Source organism: Fischerella sp., from assembly GCF_013388695.1.
GTDB lineage: Bacteria > Cyanobacteriota > Cyanobacteriia > Cyanobacteriales > Nostocaceae > PCC9605.
This window is the reverse complement of record NZ_JACAEU010000170.1, coordinates 13,607-28,852: the sequence shown is the minus strand read 5'-3', so window position 1 is coordinate 28,852 and position 15,246 is coordinate 13,607. Positions and strand designations below refer to the sequence as shown.

Genomic DNA, 15,246 nt, shown 5'->3' with positions numbered 1-15,246 from the left:
CATGAATTATGTTTGCATACATTTTTGTAGCTCGATGCCAAATCATTGTAGAGACGTAGCATTGCTACGTCTCTACATACCCGTGAATTGTAAATTCATATCTTGATTCAGCAACGCCAAAAATAAAAACCCCCCTCTACTAAGTACAGCGTTTCATTAATTCGTAGCGAATTATTTTTGAAAAGACTCTGCTACCTGGTGCGCTTACTCCGCTACAGGCGTGCGTTTAAAAAAGCTACGATTTTACGCAAAGTTGTACTAAGGGACTTCCGTGACTGTCTTAAAAGTCAAGCGATCGCTATTTGTGTGATGGCTTCATGGCTGAAAGATAATAGATCCAGATCCTCACAAATTCCTCAACTTTAGCGCTTAAGTTACAAGTAGAGAACCGAATACTCAACAAAAAATCCGGCCTTGCACTGGTCTTGGGATGATTCTTGTCGGGTAGACATCTTGTCTGCCCCGAACATCCAAGGAACGGCTAGCGTCACCATCCCACAAAACCATCAAAATTCCAGCAACGTCAAAAACACACTCATGAGTATAAAAGTAATCCCGCGCTGAATTGCCAGCATTCACACCGCCTATGCTACCTATTATTTACTCCGACGAGTTCCTGTTGCACGACACAGGCTATTTTCACCCCGAAAAGCCAGAACGTTTGACCGCAATTAAGAACGCGCTCAAAGCTGCACCCTGGACTGACCAGATTGAATGGAAAACTCCTACTCCAGTCGATCAACGAGACCCCATGCTATATCTGCAAAGAGTTCATGACCCCAGCTATATTAACGGAGTGCGGGCATTATCTAATCGAGGCGGTGGTCAAATCGACAGCGATACGGTTGTTTCTCCACGTACCTATGAAGTAGCATTGCTAGCGGTGAGTGCTTGGTTGGATGGTGTAGATTCTGTGTTAACAACAGGCGAACCTGCGTTTGTCCTGGCACGTCCCCCCGGTCATCATGCATTGCGTGAGGTGGGCATGGGATTTTGCATTTTCAACAATGAAGCATGTGCCGCCTCCTATGCTTTAGACCATCCCGGAGTCAACCGCATTGCCATTCTTGATTGGGATGTACATCACGGCAACGGTACACAAACGATAGTACAGGGCAACCCCCGAATAGCCTACTGTTCTTTGCATCAATTTCCCTTATTTCCTGGTACTGGCAATACTAGCGAACACGGCAAGTATAACAACGTGCTGAATTTACCTATGCTTCCTGGTAGCACAATGGCTGATTATCAACCATTATTTGAACACAAGGTCATACCATTTTTAAGCAACTTCCAACCGGATTTGTTGATCGTTAGTGCGGGCTATGACGCAACGGAGGATGACCCGTTAGCTAACATGCGTCTGCAACCAGAAGATTACGGGGTGTTTACAAAGTATTGTTTGCAGTTAACCCGGCGGATTTTGTTTGGTTTGGAAGGGGGATATGACTTGAATTCATTAGGGCGATCGGTGGTGGCGACGATTGAGAGTTGTTTAATGAACATGAATTAGCCAAACTTGATATCAGATGCGATCGCCAGCAAACCGCATCTTGGCAAAGCACCTTTCTCCAATATCCTCACAAGTTCCTCAACTATTTCTCGTAATCTACAAGCTAGGTTCAGTTAGTTGCCTCAAAGGGTGTCCTCATCAAGGAATTTGAGCGATATGCAAACCAGCATCACATTTAAAACCGATCCCACCTACGACATTCTGCGTTCCGAACGCCAACCCCTCAGTTCCATCTTTGCACCGGAAACAGTTGCCGTGATTGGTGCTAGTGATTCGCCTGGAAGCGTGGGACGCACCCTGCTGTGGAACCTGATCGGCAATCCTTTTGGCGGTACGGTGTTTCCTGTCAACCCCAAACACCACAGCGTCATGGGTATTAAAGCTTACCCCAATATTGCAGAAGTACCAGATGCGATCGATTTAGCAGTTATAGCCACACCTGCCGCCACGGTTCCAGGAATTGTACGAGAGTGTGTAGAAGCTGGTGTAAAAAGTGCGGTGATTATCTCCGCTGGTTTCAGGGAAATCGGCGCTCCGGGTATTGAGCTAGAGCAACAAATTTTACATGAAGCTCGTAAAGGCAGACTAACAATCATCGGCCCCAACTGCCTGGGAGTGATGAATCCTCATACAGGACTCAATGCCACTTTTGCCAGTACAATGGCACGTCCGGGAAAGGTCGGTTTTATTAGTCAAAGTGGGGCGCTTTGCACCTCTATCCTAGACTGGAGTTTGCGAGAAAATGTCGGGTTTAGCGCCTTTGTCTCGATTGGCTCCATGCTAGATGTAGGCTGGGGCGACCTAATTTACTATCTCGGTGACGATCCCCGGACCCAGAGTATTGTTATTTATATGGAATCGGTTGGAGATGCGCGATCGTTTCTCTCTGCTGCTCGTGAAGTAGCGCTGACTAAGCCGATTATTGTTATTAAAGCAGGTCGGACAGAGGCAGCCGCCAAAGCTTCGGCTTCCCATACAGGGGCACTCACTGGTAGTGATGAAGTACTCGATGCTGCCTTCCGGCGCAGTGGGGTGCTGAGAGTGACCAGAATTTCTGAACTGTTTAACATGGCGGAAGTACTGGCAAAGCAGCCTCGTCCCAAAGGGCCGCGCCTAACCATAATTACCAACGCTGGCGGCCCGGGGGTGCTAGCAACTGATTTTCTGATTACCACTGGCGGAGAGTTGGCAGAACTCTCAGAAGATACAATTACCTCCCTCAACCAAATCCTGCCAACCTACTGGAGTCATGGCAACCCCATCGATATTCTCGGAGATGCAGATCCACAACGCTACACCAAAACTCTGGACATTGCCGCTAAAGATCCGAACAGTGACGGTATGCTCGTCATTCTTACCCCCCAAGCAATGACCGACCCCACCCAGACAGCCGAGCAGTTAAAATCCCGTGTAGAGACGTTGCATGCAACGTCTCTACAGAGCAAACCGATCCTGGCAACTTGGATGGGAGGAGCCGAGGTGATGGCAGGGGAAGCAATTCTCAATCGTGCTAGCATTCCTACTTATCCCTACCCTGATTCAGCGGCCCGTGTATTTACTTATATGTGGCAGTATAGCTACAACCTGCGCGGCATCTACGAAACTCCTGTTTTACTGGAATGGGATGGTTTACCTGAGCGCGCCATTGCCGAGAAGGTAATTGAAACAGCTCGTGAGGCAGGGCGAACAATTCTGACAGAATTGGAATCTAAACAAATCCTCGCAGCATACGGCATTCCCTCGGTTCCAGCCTGCGTGGCGACAACGGCAGACGAAGCTGTTGACTGTGCGAATTCCCTCGGTTATCCAGTCGTGCTCAAACTCCTGTCGAAGACGATCGCCCATAAAACTGATGTCGGGGGCGTACAGTTAAATCTTATGGATGCCGAAGCTGTGCGCTGGGCTTATCGCGCCATTGAAACCTCTGTCAGTGAGAAAGTTGGATCTGAGCATTTCTTGGGAGTAACGGTGCAGCCAATGGTTAGGCTCGACGGTGGTTACGAATTGATTGTTGGTAGCAGCCTTGACCCACAATTCGGGCCTGTACTGCTGTTTGGCACAGGAGGACAACTAGTGGAGGTGTTTAGAGATAGAGCGATCGCACTCCCACCCCTCAATACTACCTTGGCACGGCGGATGATGGAACAAACCCAAATCTACAAAGCCCTCCAAGGAGTGCGGGGACGCCCACCTGTAGATCTGGCATCCCTGGAGCAGTTATTAGTGCGATTTTCGCAACTAGTAATAGAACAACGCTGGATCAAGGAAATCGATATTAACCCTTTGTTGGTGCGGTATGCTGACACAGGGAAACAAGAGGACACGGAGAGACGAGGACACGGGGACACAGGGAATTTCTCAGCACAGTCTCCCCGCATCACCGAAGACGCCTCTTCTTCACTACTCGCCCTGGATGCGCGTATCGTCCTGCACCCACCAGACTTGACTCAAGAACAACTACCTAAACTGGCAATTCGTCCCTATCCAACGCAATACGTTACACCCTGGACACTAAAAGATGGCACAACCATTACTATCCGTCCCATCCGTCCAGAAGATGAGCCGCTTGCTGTGCAATTCCACAAAACACTTTCAGAGCAAAGCGTTTATTTTCGTTACTTCCATTTAGTGAAACTAAGTCAGAGGATCGCCCACGAACGCCTGATGCGTCTCTGCTTCATTGATTACGATCGCGAAATGGCATTAGTAGCAGACTATAAAAACCCAGAGACCGGAAATCATGAAATTCTAGCGGTGGGACGCTTAAGCAAATTACATGGCGTGGACGAAGCAGAATTTGCATTGCTTGTCAGTGACCCCTTCCAAAGACTGGGGTTAGGCACAGAACTGCTGCGACGACTGGTGCAAATCGGCCGTAATGAGCAAATCAAGCGCATCACCGCTGACATCCTACCGGAAAATGCAGGGATGCAACGAGTCTGTGAAAAAGTCGGCTTTCGCCTGCACCGCGCTGCTGACTTGGTGAAAGCAGAGATTGATTTATGAAAAGACTGGGGACTAGGGACTGGGGACTGGGGAATAGGGATTAGGAATTAATAAGTCTTAATATTGCCCAATCACCAATCACCAATCCCCAATGCCCAATCCCCAATCCCCGATTTTATCAGGAGTAAAAACTATGTCACAAGCTACTATAGAATCCATCCTTCAAGAACACCGCCTCTTCCAACCTCCTACAGAATTCTCACAAGCCGCTTATGTTAAAAGTCTAGAAGACTACAAACACCTCTACGAAAAATCCGTAGCCGATCCCGAAGCTTTTTGGGGAGAACTGGCAGCACAAGAATTACACTGGTTCCAAAAGTGGGACAAGGTGTTAGATTGGCAACCACCTTTTGCCCAGTGGTTTGTTGGTGGCAAACTGAATGTTAGTTATAACTGCCTGGATCGACATCTCACCAACGATAGGCGTGACAAGACAGCTTTAATTTGGGAGGGAGAACCAGGGGACTCTCGCACTTTTACTTATGCCCAGTTGCACCAGGAAGTTTGCCAGATGGCAAATGTCCTAAAACAATTGGGAGTAAAAAAAGGCGATCGCGTTGGTATTTACATGCCCATGATTCCCGAAGTTGCGATCGCGATGTTGGCATGTACTCGCATTGGTGCACCCCATACCGTTGTTTTTGGCGGTTTCAGCGCCGAGGCTCTCAAAGACAGGCTTTTAGATGCCCAAGCAAAAGTTGTAATTACTGCTGATGGCGGTTGGCGCAAGGATGCAATCGTGCCAGTGAAAGAGCAGGTGAATAAAGCACTGGCAGATAATAGTGTACCTAGCGTAGAAAAAGTTTTAGTAGTCCAGCGCACAGGGCAACTAGTTCACATGAAATCGGGACGTGACCTCTGGTGGCACGAACTACGCGAGGATGTGCCAACAGAATGTCCTGCCGAACCGATGGACAGCGAGGATACGCTATTCATCCTTTACACTTCCGGTACTACAGGCAAACCCAAAGGCGTTGTTCATACCACTGGTGGTTACAACCTCTACAGCCACATCACGACTAAGTGGATTTTTGATATCAAAGATACAGATATTTTCTGGTGTACTGCTGACGTGGGTTGGATTACGGGGCACAGCTACATAGTCTACGGCCCTCTGTCCAACGGTGCAACAACGCTAATGTACGAAGGCGCACCCCGCAGTTCCAATCCTGGATGTTTTTGGGATGTGATTGAAAAATACCGCGTCACTATTTTTTACACCGCTCCCACTGCTATCCGCACCTTCATGAAGATGGGAGAAGAACTGCCCAAAGCACGAGACTTGTCTTCTCTACGCTTGCTGGGGTCAGTGGGTGAACCAATTAACCCTACTGCTTGGATGTGGTACTACCATGTGATAGGTGGCGATCGCTGCCCGATTACCGATACTTGGTGGCAAACGGAAACCGGTGGAGTGATGATTGCACCTTTACCAGGAGCAACTCCTACCAAACCTGGTTCTGCTACCTTACCATTTCCTGGAGTCATTGCAGATGTGGTCGATTTAAACGGTAATCCCGTGGGTGAGAACCAAGGCGGATATCTGGTAATTAAGAATCCCTGGCCAGGAATGCTGCGGACAGTCTACCGCAACCCCGATCGCTATCGCAGCACCTATTGGGAGCATATCCCCCCTAAAGATGGTCAATACTTATACTTCACAGGGGATGGGGCACGCAAGGATCAAGATGGCTACTTCTGGATTATGGGTCGAGTAGACGATGTAATTAATATTGCCGGACACCGACTGGGGACAATGGAAGTTGAATCAGCATTAGTCTCTCATGCAGCAGTTTCGGAAGCTGCGGTGGTTGGTAGACCAGAGGAAATCAAAGGTGAAGAACTGGTTGCATTTGTTACCTTAGAAGAAGGGTATTCCCCGGGCGAAGAACTAGCAAAAGAATTGAAACAGCACGTTGTTCGGGAGATTGGGGCGATCGCTCGTCCGAGTGAAATTCGCTTCACCGATGCTTTACCTAAGACTCGTTCCGGTAAGATTGTGCGGCGCGTCCTCCGTGCCTTGGCAGCTGGTCAGGAGGTTGTGGGCGATTTGTCAACTTTGGAAGACCGTAGCGTAATCGGTCAATTGCGGGCAGGGACGTAAATTTTGATGGAGAGTACGCAGAAGACTTTGTGCCTTTGTGTCTTTGTGGTTCAAAAACAAATTTTATTAACCACCCTACTCTGCCTTGAGCCGCTGCGCGTCTACGGGTACTCTACCTTGAGCCGCCCACAAGGGGCGTCTATGCCAGTCCCCCTAAAGGCAGAAGCCTTCTGGGGGGCTGGACTCACCAAGACACTAAGACACCAAAGTTAATATCTCGTCTCGCTTGTTTGACAATCTCAAGAAAAAACCCTATCCTTAAAAGTGTATATACACGTAATTAGCAGAAGTGGAAACATCTCAATGTGATTTCACTCAAACAAGGTTGTGCGTTTGTGCCAATCTTCGTATGGCTACACGAGCAGTAACGCAACTTTATGACGATACTCTCAAGCCATTGGGTTTGCGTGGCACACAGTTCACTGTGCTAGCAGCTTTGATGCAGACGGGTTTAATAAAGTTGACTGACTTAACAAACGTGTTGTCTATGGATCGCACTACTCTCACACGCAACCTTAAACCCCTTGAGGAACAGGGATTGATTGAAATTACAGTTGGTGAGGATCGTCGTGAACGCCTTGTGTCACTGACTCCACAAGGTCGAGCGGTTGTGGCAGAAGCACTTCCTCTATGGGAGCAAGCCCAGACCAAAATGGTTCAGGGGTTAGGAGCAGAAGCCGCAAGTACCTTGCTTGCTCTCCTTGCCAATTCAACTCAAATTGCTCAAGGGGCTTAATTTTTTTCTCAAATATGTGTATGTACACTTTTTCCCAAAATTCTTGTATGTGTTCTGTGTTTTTTTGCCAAAAATTAGCAGAGGAAATCCAATAATGACAGACACACTCACCAAAATACCTGTCTATGTTGCAGTCGCGATCATCTTCACCGATCTTGCAGTTGGTATAGCGCTATGGCTTGGTGTTGCTCGAATTGTCAAGCGTCTTAATCTACCAGCAAACACACAGCGAATCACTGCGGTTCTCATGGCAGTAGTGCCAACAGCATGGTTGCTCTTAGCACCAACGCTGGCAGCTACTATGAATTCTTATGTGCCAGCTCTCCATCCTGGTGCTCCTACCATTGGCATGCTACCTCTGATTCTCATGCCTGTTGCGATCGGTTTACTGTTACTTCGTTCACGTACATGGCAAAATATTGTTGTAACAGCACCACAGCACTGGTTGATTGGGATTCAAATCTACCGAATCATTGGTATCGTATTTTTGCCATTGATGGTTTTGGATATTTTGCCTGCTTACTTTGCTATTCCAGCAGGTTATGGCGATCTAATCACTGGCTTACTTGCTCCACTAGTTGCTTATTGGGTTTGGAAACAAGGGAATGGCTGGCGCTACTTAGCAATCCTGTGGAATGCTATTGGTTTGCTAGATTTGGCGATCGCAGTAGGTATTGGTAGCGGTATTCTCTACAGCAACTTAAGTCACACTTTGTTTAATGAAAAAATTCTTGTTACTCAACCCTTCGCTTATTTTCCACTGTCGCTGATTCCGCTTTTCGTTGTTCCTATTGCAACTGTGCTGCATCTATATTCACTCATCAAACTAATTTTACAAGCACAAACCACAACAACTAAGTCTAATGCAGTTTCAGTGTTAACAACAGATGTGTAGTAATTCTCGCACATAGCCTTCTTTCACAACTATAGACTTTTTACAAAAGTCGGGAAAAGGAAAAAGGGTAAGGGTGAAAGGTATGAAAGTATCCTTTCCTCTTTCCCTGCAAGAGTGCAAACTCATTACTTAAAATATTTTCCTTCGCGATGTCAGCTTCAGTTATACCTGAGCATAGGTTGGTAGCCAGCCACCGGGAGGAGTCAGATCCAGGATATCCGGACGCTGGGAAGCACGGCCTGATAACAAGAAAATCTCTCCCTGATAAGCCCATACCCGCAGATCTGTCCATAGGGAAATGCTTTCATGGATATTTTCAGATTGTAGGAGAAATTTTGGCACTCTTTTCTGAGCAACATAGTGTTCCCCGCGCTTGAGTAACTTATGTAGGCGCGATCGCCCTACTTGAGCACCAGTAAGTACGCCACGACCTCCAAAACCATAAAGTGGCTTAAAGAAAAACTTTTCCTTCGTGCGGGCGATCGCCTCCAAATTATCTTCTCGGATCAGGTGAGTTTCGGGCACATGAGCGCTTAGCATAGTTCGTTCTTCGGGTTGAATAGCCAACTGTTCATCGCGATCGGGGAGAGACAAAAACTCTAGCAACCGTTTATCACTGCGGGTGGCATAAGTAAAAGGATTCGGGGCAACGTAGACTCTACCTTGAGTGTAGGCTGTTCGTAGAGGAGCAAAAACTTCCGCCTGCCACAAGAAATCTGTTGAGCGATTAACAATAAAACAGACCTCCTGCTCATCCCAAAGCAGTCGCCTGCCATCCCAGCTAATCTCCGCAGGCGAAGCGATTTCTGTTTGCCATCCCCGCTGTCGCCAGAGGTCGCGCATTAGGATCAGTTCTTGTCGAAACTTTCCTCGTTGCAGCGATTCCGCATCATCCAAAATCAGAAACAGACCATCAGGAAATTTCCCAAAGAATCTTCTGGCTTCTGCTTCCACTATGCCAGCCACTAACTCGCCGAAAGCAGAAAAATTTGGCGGTGGCTGGATGTCTGAGCGCTGTTTCAAGCCGGAAATGTCGTAGAATATCTGGTTAATTAATCCAGCAAAGAAAAGACCAGAGCCATTGTCATTGAATTCAATCAACTGCCAATCAGATGGATGTTCGGTTGGTAGATGGAAGTCCCAAGCACTGAAAAAGCAGACTTCTGGGCGTCGATGTCTGGTAATTTCCAGGCTATCAGCAGTCACCGCTGACTGCCAGGTGAGCCGTGTTGTCACTCGGTCAAATAAGCGGATGAATTCACGAATCTCTGCCAGTACTGATTTGGGTATTTCCTGATACCACGGCACAACGGAGAACTCTCCGGGAATCTGAGGCATCCCCGCTGTTTGAAGTGCTGCAAATAGCCTTTCTTTCAGCGTTGGCATGAGCGCTTTCTGGGAGTAGTGTACGCAGCTTTTCTATGATGGCGCTTTCAATACTTATGCCTGCTAACTTGCGTTGCTAATACTATTTGAGCATAAACATTAGCGATCGCTTTTCAGAATCGAACCACAGAAGACGCAGAGGTAACAGAGGAAGAGAGGAGAGGGTTATGTCGCTCATAGATTCACAGACGAATGCCTAGAAAGTGCTTACCAAATTGTATCTATCCCTAAAGCTAGGATTTTAGTATCACGAGTGACCAGTGGCACATTTAAATGAAGTGCTGTTGCTGCAATGATTCGATCTGGCATATCTGGTATCACGTCTCTCGGAATTTTACGGAGCATTTGTGCTACACCCAAATCCAGTGGCACAATCACAAAGCCAGTATCAGACTCCGATAAAGCCTGATTGAGCAACTCCAGTGCTATTTCTGGTATTCTTCCCCTTTCTACCAAATAGATCACTTCAATTAGGGAGATTGAAGCCACATAAATTGAGTAACCAGCATCAGTTGCCCGATCAAGAGCTTCAGCAGCATTGGTAGATAAGTTTTTTGTTCCCAGTAGATACCAGATCGCTGTGTGAGTGTCTGCCACCACCCCACTCATAAAATATTTTCCCTTGGGAAATTACCCCACATTTCACCTCGTGCCTCTGCAATATCGGCTTCAGTAATTTCAATTCCTAAGTTAGCCCAGAGTCCCTTGAGACTGCGACGAGGACGCTTGGGGATTGTCTTTTGCTGCAAGAACTCAGTAAACTCCAAAACTTGCTGTTGTTTATCTGGGGGTAGTGTCCGCAGCTTTTCTATGATTGCGCTTTCAATACTCATAGTTCTTAGCTTGTGTTGCTAATACTATTTGAGCATAAACAGTAGCGAGCGCTTTTCATCATTAAACTGCACAGATTCAGAGGGATATAACCGTCATTCTTGTGCCAACACTGAGTCCAAAATATTTTAATGGCTGTTCGGCAACCCAGATATTTCTATCAATCTCTCTAAGCATAGTCAATTCTACTCCCCAGCAACTAACAATTGGTCAACAGTCAGCTCTAACTCTGGAAAAGTCTGAGACCTAATGCGATCGCCACCCACAAACTCTACACCTTCGTATAGTTCCTCAACCAAAGTAAAAACGGTCACTTTGTTAGTTAGCGGATCTACGACCCAATACTCTGGAATTTCCAAAACATTATACTCAACCCGCTTAGCTCGATAATCTGCGGTCTTAGTAGATTCGCTGACAACTTCCACCACCAACACCGGAGGTAGTTCGTTAAGTTCGATAACAGCCTCTCGGTTTCTCAACTCTCGCCACTGGGACGAGGGAATAACCACCACATCTGGAATTCTCGATGTGTCCCATCTGCCAGCACGAGGGGAACGAACGCCAATAACCATTTGCTTGGATGTCCAGTCCAAACCTAGCCGTCGAATTTCAGCGCGAAACAGATCGTTGAGGTATTCGGCTATTGCCCCATGCTGTCCACTTCCAAGACTCATGGGAACCAGTTCTCCGTTAACCAGTTCGTAGCGAGTGTCAGTGCCATCATCATAATTTAGGTATTCTTCAAAGGTGAATTTTTTAGTGGGTGCTGGAGTTGTGGTCATGGCATCGCCCTTGTAGATATGCCTTTACTTGTATTATGTCCTTTGAATTACCCGCAATTTTCAGAGAACGCCACCCCTGTTTGGCTAACACCAAAGTTATCCTCCCTGCTTGCCCAAAATTTCCTGGACACCCTTCTAGTTCCTCACAACTTCCTCAAGTTTTCCTCTTAATCTCAAAGTAGAGCCAGGGAGTTGCACAATTGCGTAAAGATTTAATATTTAGGATTTAACTTTTGATTGCCGATCCCACTGATATTACTCTCGCCAAAGTCAAAAGGCTGAGGACAATGAAAACCAGAACTTTTGCAACTATAGATGGTAATGAGGCTGCTGCCCAAGTTGTTTACAAACTCAATGAAGTCATTGCGATTTACCCGATTACTCCCTCTTCACCAATGGCTGAGTGGGCAGATGCTTGGACTGCGGAAGGCAAACCAAACATTTGGGGTAGCGTTCCTACGGTAGTACAGATGCAGAGTGAGGGCGGTGTCGCTGGTGCAGTACATGGTGCTTTGCAAACCGGCTCACTAACCACCACATTTACAGCATCGCAGGGATTGTTGCTGATGATCCCGAATATGTACAAAATTGCTGGAGAATTAACTCCTACAGTTTTTCATGTTGCTGCGCGATCGCTCGCCGCCCAAGCCCTCTCCATTTTTGGCGATCACAGCGATGTGATGGCAACTCGTGCCACTGGCTTTGCGATGCTGTGCGCCGCCTCACCGCAAGAAGCCCATGATTTTGCTTTAATTTCTACGCGGGCAACCCTAGAATCACGAGTGCCTTTTGTGCATTTCTTCGATGGCTTTAGGACTTCCCACGAAATTAACAAAATTGAACTGCTAACAGAAGAAGATTTACGCAGCTTTATCCCGGATGAGTTAATACTCGCCCATCGTTCTCGTGCACTCACGCCCGACAAACCCGTACTGCGCGGTACAGCACAAAACCCTGATGTTTACTTCCAGGCTAGGGAAACCGTCAATCCTTATTATTTGGCTTGCCCAGACATCACCCAGAAAGTTATGGACGAATTTGCCGCCATGACTGGGCGACAGTACAAACTATTTGAATACCACGGCGATCCCACTGCTGAAAGAGTCATAGTTCTAATGGGTTCCGGCTGCGAGGCAGTGCATGAAACCGTAGATTACTTAAACGCCCGAGGTGAGAAAGTTGGTGTGGTAAAAGTGCGGCTATATCGTCCTTTTGATGCTAAGCGGTTTGTCGCGGCTTTACCAGAAACGACAAAAGCGATCGCAGTTCTCGATCGCACCAAAGAACCAGGCGCAGCTGGCGAACCATTATATGTGGATGCAGTCACTGCCCTGACAGAAAACCCGATCCCCAATGCCCAATCCCCCATGCCCAAAATCATTGGTGGTCGCTACGGTCTATCTTCTAAAGAGTTCACACCAGCGATGATTAAAGGCATTTTCGACAATCTTGCTGCTAGTGAACCCAAAAATCACTTCACCATCGGCATCAACGATGACATTACCCACACCAGCTTAGATTACGATCCTGACTTCAGCATTGAACCAGATAACATCGTGCGAGCCATTTTTTACGGCTTGGGTTCCGATGGCACTGTCGGAGCTAACAAAAACTCGATTAAGATTATTGGCGAAGAAACAAACAATTACGCCCAAGGCTACTTCGTCTACGACTCGAAAAAATCAGGTTCCCTTACAGTTTCCCACCTGCGCTTTGGTTCCCAACCCATCCGTTCTACTTACTTAGTGAATCAAGCCAACTTTGTCGCTTGTCACCAGTGGGGATTTCTGGAACAGTTGGATATGCTCTCACATATCATCTCCGGTGGTACTTTCCTGCTGAACAGTCCCTACAAACGGGAGGAAGTTTGGAGCCACTTACCGCGATTGGTGCAAGAGCAAATTATCCAGAAGCGGCTGAAGTTCTATGTAATTAACGCCTATAAAGTCGCCCGTGAAGCAGGTATGGGCGGACGGATTAATACGGTGATGCAAGTCTGCTTTTTTGCCTTATCTGGCGTTTTACCACGAGAAGAAGCGATCGCAGAAATTAAGAAATCCATCCGCAAAACCTACGGCAAGAAAGGTACTGAAATTGTGCAAATGAACCTCAACGCTGTAGATCGGACACTGGATAATCTCTATGAAGTCCAAGTTCCCGAACTTGCTGATAGCAACATCGAACAGCGTCTAGCCGTACCCGACACTGCACCCGCTTTTGTACGGGAAGTTCTGGGTAAGATGATTGCTAAGTGTGGCGATGAACTGCCAGTGAGTGCTTTGCCTGTGGATGGTACTTATCCCACAGGCACGGCAAAATGGGAAAAACGCAACATTGCCCAAGAAATACCCGTTTGGGACCCAAATGTCTGTGTACAGTGCGGCAAGTGCGTGATGGTGTGTCCGCACAGCGTCATCCGCAGTAAGGTTTACGAACCGCAAGAGTTAGAAAATGCACCATCTACGTTTAAGAGTACGGATGCTAAAGACCACGATTGGAAGGATTTGAAGTTCACGATCCAAGTGGCAGCAGAAGATTGTACGGGTTGCGGTATTTGCGTAGATGTTTGTCCAGCGAAGAATAAAGCCGAACCACGCCGCAAGGCAATCAATATGGAACCGCAAATGCCATTGCGGGCACAAGAACGAGAAAATTGGGATTTCTTCTTGAGTCTTCCTAATCCTGACCGACGGGAGTTAAAGCTCAATCACATCAACCAGCAGCAGATGCAAGAGCCATTGTTTGAATTCTCTGGTGCTTGTGCTGGTTGTGGCGAGACACCGTATATTAAACTGGCGACGCAGTTGTTTGGCGATCGCATGATTGTTGCTAACGCTACTGGCTGTTCTTCTATCTACGGTGGTAACTTGCCAACTACACCGTGGACGCAAAACGCCGAAGGTAGGGGCCCGGCATGGTCTAACTCGCTATTTGAAGATAACGCCGAATTTGGTTTGGGTTTCCGGATTTCGATTGACAAACAAGCAGAAATCGCAGGCGGATTGCTGCAACAATTGGCGACCGAAGTAGGTGAGGAACTGGCAAATAGCATCCTTAACGCCAAACAAAAAGACGAAGCAGATATTTGGGAACAACGGGAACGAGTAGAATTACTGAAACAACGGTTAGATGAAATTCTGGCAAATGTAGAGACGTTGCATGCAACATCTCTAAAATCCAAAATTCAAAATCTCAGATCTCTTGCCGATTACCTGATCAAGAAGAGTATCTGGATGATTGGTGGTGACGGTTGGGCTTATGATATTGGCTTTGGTGGACTAGATCATGTCTTAGCTAGCGGACGCAACGTAAATATCCTGGTTCTTGATACTGAGGTATATTCCAACACTGGTGGGCAGATGTCCAAAGCAACGCCCAAAGCAGCAGTGGCGAAATTTGCCGCTGGTGGTAAACCTGCTGCCAAAAAAGACTTGGGCTTAATGGCGATGACTTACGGAAACGTCTACGTTGCCAGCGTAGCAATGGGCGCACGAGACGAACACACGCTCAAAACGTTCCTCGAAGCGGAAGCGTATGAAGGCCCATCATTAATTATTGCCTACAGCCATTGTATCGCCCACGGTATCAACATGAGTACGGCGATGCAGAATCAAAAAGCCGCTGTAGACTCAGGTCGCTGGCTGCTGTATCGGTTCAACCCTGACCGAATCAAGTTGGGTGAAAACCCACTGCAACTCGACTCTCGCACACCGAAGATTCCGGTAGAACAATCGATGTATCTGGAGAATCGCTTTAAGATGTTGACCAAGAGCAAGCCAGAAGAGGCAAAGCGGTTACTAGAAGAAGCACAGCAAGATGTGAATACTCGCTGGCAAATGTACCAATATTTGGCAGCACGGCATCTAGAGAAGTTCAATGGTCATAATGGTGAAGCCAAAAATACAGGCGATCTCAAAGATTTGGTATCTGGGTAATTGTTGAGGTTTGTAGTTAGTGCTGTCTTCACTAAAGCACCAACTACGAACTCATCAA

12 protein-coding genes and 1 pseudogene are annotated in these 15,246 nt (G+C 47.3%); 8 read left to right on the top strand and 5 right to left on the bottom strand.

Annotated elements, in window-relative coordinates:
• Nucleotides 1-396: 396 nt before the first annotated feature.
• Nucleotides 397-579 (bottom strand): hypothetical protein, encoded by a 183-nt coding sequence (locus tag HXY43_RS23680; RefSeq protein ID WP_290888676.1) that lies wholly within the window; start codon nucleotides 577-579, stop codon nucleotides 397-399.
• A 7-nt stretch (nucleotides 580-586) separates the two neighbouring features.
• Here HXY43_RS23680 and HXY43_RS23675 point away from each other — a divergent pair, with 7 nt between their 5' ends.
• The 7 genes and pseudogenes from HXY43_RS23675 to HXY43_RS23655 all read left to right on the top strand — a co-directional run bounded on the left by HXY43_RS23675 (nucleotide 587) and on the right by HXY43_RS23655 (nucleotide 8,254).
• Nucleotides 587-1,513, top strand: coding sequence for a histone deacetylase (locus HXY43_RS23675; RefSeq protein WP_290888674.1), 927 nt, complete (start codon nucleotides 587-589; stop codon nucleotides 1,511-1,513).
• Nucleotides 1,514-1,669: 156 nt separating this feature from the next.
• Nucleotides 1,670-2,125: pseudogene (locus HXY43_RS26995) on the top strand (CoA-binding protein); the annotation flags it as partial.
• Entirely contained in the window at nucleotides 2,119-2,205 is an 87-nt protein-coding gene (locus HXY43_RS26990; protein ID WP_367161501.1) for a hypothetical protein, read from the top strand. The pseudogene HXY43_RS26995 and the gene HXY43_RS26990, both read left to right, overlap by 7 nt.
• Nucleotides 2,174-4,519: a bifunctional acetate--CoA ligase family protein/GNAT family N-acetyltransferase gene (locus tag HXY43_RS23670; protein WP_367161500.1), complete on the top strand. Its 2,346-nt coding sequence runs from the start codon at nucleotides 2,174-2,176 to the stop codon at nucleotides 4,517-4,519. The genes HXY43_RS26990 and HXY43_RS23670 overlap by 32 nt, the downstream gene beginning before the upstream one ends.
• A 133-nt stretch (nucleotides 4,520-4,652) precedes the next feature.
• Complete coding sequence (acs, locus tag HXY43_RS23665) at nucleotides 4,653-6,623, top strand: acetate--CoA ligase (protein ID WP_290888668.1); 1,971 nt, start codon at nucleotides 4,653-4,655, stop codon at nucleotides 6,621-6,623.
• 349 nt (nucleotides 6,624-6,972) lie between these two features.
• Complete coding sequence (locus HXY43_RS23660) at nucleotides 6,973-7,359, top strand: MarR family transcriptional regulator (RefSeq protein ID WP_290888665.1); 387 nt, start codon at nucleotides 6,973-6,975, stop codon at nucleotides 7,357-7,359.
• A gap of 94 nt (nucleotides 7,360-7,453) precedes the next feature.
• Nucleotides 7,454-8,254: a hypothetical protein gene (locus HXY43_RS23655; protein ID WP_290888662.1), complete on the top strand. Its 801-nt coding sequence runs from the start codon at nucleotides 7,454-7,456 to the stop codon at nucleotides 8,252-8,254.
• Between the two features lie 162 nt (nucleotides 8,255-8,416).
• Here HXY43_RS23655 and HXY43_RS23650 read toward each other — a convergent pair whose 3' ends face one another.
• The 4 genes from HXY43_RS23650 to HXY43_RS23635 all read right to left on the bottom strand — a co-directional run bounded on the left by HXY43_RS23650 (nucleotide 8,417) and on the right by HXY43_RS23635 (nucleotide 11,253).
• On the bottom strand, nucleotides 8,417-9,640 hold the full coding sequence (locus tag HXY43_RS23650; protein WP_290888659.1) for a hypothetical protein: 1,224 nt from the start codon (nucleotides 9,638-9,640) through the stop codon (nucleotides 8,417-8,419).
• A 207-nt stretch (nucleotides 9,641-9,847) separates the two neighbouring features.
• A complete protein-coding gene (locus HXY43_RS23645; protein WP_290888657.1) occupies nucleotides 9,848-10,237 on the bottom strand; it encodes a type II toxin-antitoxin system VapC family toxin in 390 nt (129 codons plus the stop codon).
• A gap of 8 nt (nucleotides 10,238-10,245) precedes the next feature.
• The gene (locus tag HXY43_RS23640) at nucleotides 10,246-10,473 is read right to left on the bottom strand and encodes a DUF2281 domain-containing protein (protein ID WP_026736356.1); all 228 of its coding nucleotides are present in this window, start codon (nucleotides 10,471-10,473) and stop codon (nucleotides 10,246-10,248) included.
• A 183-nt stretch (nucleotides 10,474-10,656) separates the two neighbouring features.
• The gene (locus HXY43_RS23635) at nucleotides 10,657-11,253 is read right to left on the bottom strand and encodes a Uma2 family endonuclease (RefSeq protein ID WP_290888654.1); all 597 of its coding nucleotides are present in this window, start codon (nucleotides 11,251-11,253) and stop codon (nucleotides 10,657-10,659) included.
• A gap of 287 nt (nucleotides 11,254-11,540) precedes the next feature.
• Between HXY43_RS23635 and nifJ the strand changes: the two genes are divergently transcribed.
• Nucleotides 11,541-15,188 carry a pyruvate:ferredoxin (flavodoxin) oxidoreductase gene (gene nifJ / locus HXY43_RS23630; RefSeq protein ID WP_290888652.1) on the top strand — a complete coding sequence of 1,216 codons (3,648 nt, stop codon included), beginning with the start codon at nucleotides 11,541-11,543 and terminating at the stop codon, nucleotides 15,186-15,188.
• The last annotated feature ends 58 nt before the right edge of the window (nucleotides 15,189-15,246 follow it).

Coding starts and splice junctions, on each gene's coding strand:
- HXY43_RS23635 (WP_290888654.1), bottom strand. CDS start 11,253: ATGACCACAACTCCAGCACCCACTAAAAAATTCACCTTTGAAGAATAC.
- HXY43_RS23655 (WP_290888662.1), top strand. CDS start 7,454: ATGACAGACACACTCACCAAAATACCTGTCTATGTTGCAGTCGCGATC.
- HXY43_RS23650 (WP_290888659.1), bottom strand. CDS start 9,640: ATGCCAACGCTGAAAGAAAGGCTATTTGCAGCACTTCAAACAGCGGGG.
- HXY43_RS23640 (WP_026736356.1), bottom strand. CDS start 10,473: ATGAGTATTGAAAGCGCAATCATAGAAAAGCTGCGGACACTACCCCCA.
- HXY43_RS23670 (WP_367161500.1), top strand. CDS start 2,174: ATGGCACGTCCGGGAAAGGTCGGTTTTATTAGTCAAAGTGGGGCGCTT.
- HXY43_RS23660 (WP_290888665.1), top strand. CDS start 6,973: ATGGCTACACGAGCAGTAACGCAACTTTATGACGATACTCTCAAGCCA.
- nifJ (WP_290888652.1), top strand. CDS start 11,541: ATGAAAACCAGAACTTTTGCAACTATAGATGGTAATGAGGCTGCTGCC.
- HXY43_RS23675 (WP_290888674.1), top strand. CDS start 587: ATGCTACCTATTATTTACTCCGACGAGTTCCTGTTGCACGACACAGGC.
- acs (WP_290888668.1), top strand. CDS start 4,653: ATGTCACAAGCTACTATAGAATCCATCCTTCAAGAACACCGCCTCTTC.